Source organism: Anaerolineales bacterium (assembly GCA_022866145.1).
Classification (GTDB): Bacteria; Chloroflexota; Anaerolineae; order Anaerolineales; family E44-bin32; genus PFL42.
Genome location: JALHUE010000345.1, coordinates 1 through 2904 on the forward strand (window position 1 = coordinate 1; position 2904 = coordinate 2904).

The following is a 2904-nucleotide window of genomic DNA, read 5'->3' on the forward strand; positions in this document are numbered from 1 at the left end:
CACCCAATCGGCCGTGACGCCGACCCCGACCCTTTCCCCCAACACGGCCACGCCCGAAGCGCCGACGGCCACCCCTACCTTGGCCGCCAGCGCCACACCGGACCGGCCGATCCTCACGGCTCTCTACAACGCCTACGTGCGCTCGGGGCCGGACGAGGTCTACCCGAATGTTGACTTCATCCTGCAGAACCAGACCGCCGAAGTTGTTGGGCGCTACGACAACCTTGGGCCCGGAACTTCGGCGGGCCCTTGGTGGCTCGTTCGTCGCATCGGCGGGGGGCTGGATGGTTGGGTCTTTGGCGGCGCCGTGACAGTCGGTGGGAATGTCAACTTCGTGCCTGCCGTTGATCCGCCTCCAACCCCGGCTGAGTAGCGGATTCTCCCCCGGAGCTCGCTAGGCCGGGCCCTCCCTCCCGCTGTCAACCGAAGCCCTCCGCCAAATCTGTCGGATCCGCTCAACCTCACTGCTCCCCCGCTGGGGGCATTCGCTCCTGCTGGACCGGCGGAGCGATGCAAGCCTCCCGCGCCAGCTCGTCGCCGGCGTCCGGTTCCGGAAGGTTCGCGATGGGCGCGGCGGCCGCACCGCATGGCTGCTCTTTGGCGGTGCCGATGGCGCACGGGCGGTCTGAGGGGGTCATGGGTCGAGCGCGCCGAGTCGCTACCCGCACCGTGGCCCCGCTCGCAGGGCCAGAGGCCTATCTTCCGCCCGCGGGCTGGCTGGGGCAGGACCGTTGAGTACTGGATGAGGCCGAGCAGTCACCCTTCAGAGCAGCCCGAGCTCCCCGGAGGCGCACCCTCTGCAATCTCAGTGTAAGGTTCTGGACTACTACTCCTGTGGTACTCTCTTGGCAAGAGCCCTCCAGTGTCGGGCGGGGGCTGTGGCCCAAGCCTTGCATCCTCCCTGATAGGGGAGGGCATGGACCGGGGTGGGCGGCAGACGTGCATATCAACCTGTCTCGTCGGGAAATGAACCTGAAGGTTGTCTACTATGGGCCGCCGCTGAGCGGCAAGACAACCAACCTGGTTCGGATTCACGAATTCGCCGACCCAGCCGTGCGCGGCGAGCTGATTTCGCTGGCCACCGCCGAAGACCGTACCCTTTACTTCGATTTTCTGCGGGTCGACCTGCGCCGCATCAATGGGCTGACACCGCGCGTGCACCTGTACACCGTCCCCGGCCAGCCGCAGTACCAGGCCAGCCGTCGATTGGTCCTGCGGGGGGCGGACGGGGTGGTGTTTGTGGCCGACAGCGCCGCCGACCGCCTGGACGAGAACCTGCGGGCCTGGCAGGACCTGAATCGGCACCTAGAGGAACTCGAGCTATCGAGCGCCAAGCTGCCGATGGTCGTCCAGTTCAACAAGCAGGATGTGGTCAACGCGCTGCCGTGCTCGACGATGCGCTACCTGATGCACTTGAATGGGATGCCGACCTTCGAGGCAGTCGCCACCCAGGGCAAGGGCGTGCGCAATACGCTGAGGTGTATCCTGCAGGAACTGATCAGCCGGGTGGAGGCGGAGGCCGCCTGAGCCGGACCGTGCGGGGGCGCTAGCCGTATGCAGGGCAACTTGAGCGACATGGGCGTCGCCGACCTGATTCAGCACGCATGCCAGGAAGGCATGCTGGCACGCCTGGTGCTGGAGAATCAGGGACAGCAGGCAGAGATCTATTTTCGATCCGGACAAGTCACCCACGCCGCCACCGGCGACCTGGCAGGCGAAGCTGCGGTGTTCGCAGTCCTGGAGTGGGATATCGGCACCTTTCGCCTCGAGCCCGAGGTCGAGGGTTCCGAGAGGACAATCGATCGAAGCTACACCGGGCTCCTGTTGGAGGGGGCCCGCCGGATTGACGAAGGCCGGTCGGCCGAGAGCGGTCCCGGACCTGTTCCGAGGCAAGCTCAGGGGCGATCCGGGATGGAGGGAGAGATGTCGGCAGTCGTCGAAGCCTTAGAGAAGGTCGAAGGCGTGGGGGGCGTGGTGTTGGTCGCCGAGGATGGGGTAGTGCTTGCCCACCATGTTCAAGGGGACCCCGAAAAGGAGGGGGCGGTGGCGGCCTTCGTCGGGGCGGCAGCGGAGCAGGTCGGCGAAGCGATGTCGCTGGGGGTGTTCAGGCGGGCCGTGGCTGCCCTGAGTGGCGGCAACATCTTGGTCATTAAGCACAGCGGCTACTATGCCGGCTTGATGCTGGCCGAGAATGCCTCGGCGGCGATGGTCGCCAGCAAGGCGCAAGCCGCGCTGCAGGATATGGCCTGAAGCGGAACCGGCGATCACCCGGCGGGGATCGCAACCGTAGAAGAGGCGGGCAACAGTGGACGAAATCTTGCGGGACATCCAGGACGTGGCTGGCGTGACCGGTTGCTTTGTCGCCGACAGCACTGGCCAGGTCGTCACGTCGACCCTCCCCGGCGTTTTCGACTCGGCCTCCTTGACACAGGTGGCCAAGACCCTGGCCAAGACGATCGAAGGGCTGCGAATGGCGCGGCGTAAGAAGGTGTCGGAGCTCGATCTGGTTTTTGAGAGTGGCCGCTTGGTGGCCAAGGTGCTTTCTCCGGGTTACCTGTTCATCCTGTGTGTGCCCTCGATCAATGTCCCGCTGCTCAATCTGACGGCCAACGTTGCCGCCAAGAAGCTCGCCAGCCAGTTGAGCGCGCAGGCTGCGAAGCCAGCTCCGGCGGCGGCGGCCCCTGCCGCCCCAGTGGCTCCGAAAGAAGACCTGGTTGCGCGGCTGGAGTCGATCATCTCGGTGGCGATGGGGGTGGAAGGGTTGGAGTTGTTCCGCGAGGAGTTGGCCGGAATCGGGCAAGGGGCAAACCCGCCTCGGGCGGCGCTGGCCGAGCTCACCCAGGCCCTGTATTTCCCCTCCGCCCTGGCAATCGGCGGCGGATCGGCGCGCAAGATGGTCGATGG

The 2904-nt window shown here is 66.0% G+C and carries 4 protein-coding genes; all 4 read left to right on the forward strand.

Annotation, left to right across the window (positions count from 1 at the left end; genetic code table 11):
* On the forward strand, positions 1 to 373 hold a 373-nt coding region (locus tag MUO23_10650; GenBank protein ID MCJ7513414.1), incomplete at its 5' end, for an SH3 domain-containing protein.
* Positions 374 to 939: 566 nt separating this feature from the next.
* The gene (locus MUO23_10655; protein MCJ7513415.1) at positions 940 to 1527 is read left to right on the forward strand and encodes an ADP-ribosylation factor-like protein; all 588 of its coding nucleotides are present in this window, start codon (positions 940 to 942) and stop codon (positions 1525 to 1527) included.
* A gap of 27 nt (positions 1528 to 1554) precedes the next feature.
* Positions 1555 to 2250, forward strand: a complete 696-nt coding sequence (locus MUO23_10660; GenBank protein MCJ7513416.1) for a DUF4388 domain-containing protein — start codon at positions 1555 to 1557, stop codon at positions 2248 to 2250.
* Between the two features lie 55 nt (positions 2251 to 2305).
* A partial coding sequence (locus tag MUO23_10665; protein MCJ7513417.1) for a roadblock/LC7 domain-containing protein occupies positions 2306 to 2904 on the forward strand: 599 nt, incomplete at its 3' end.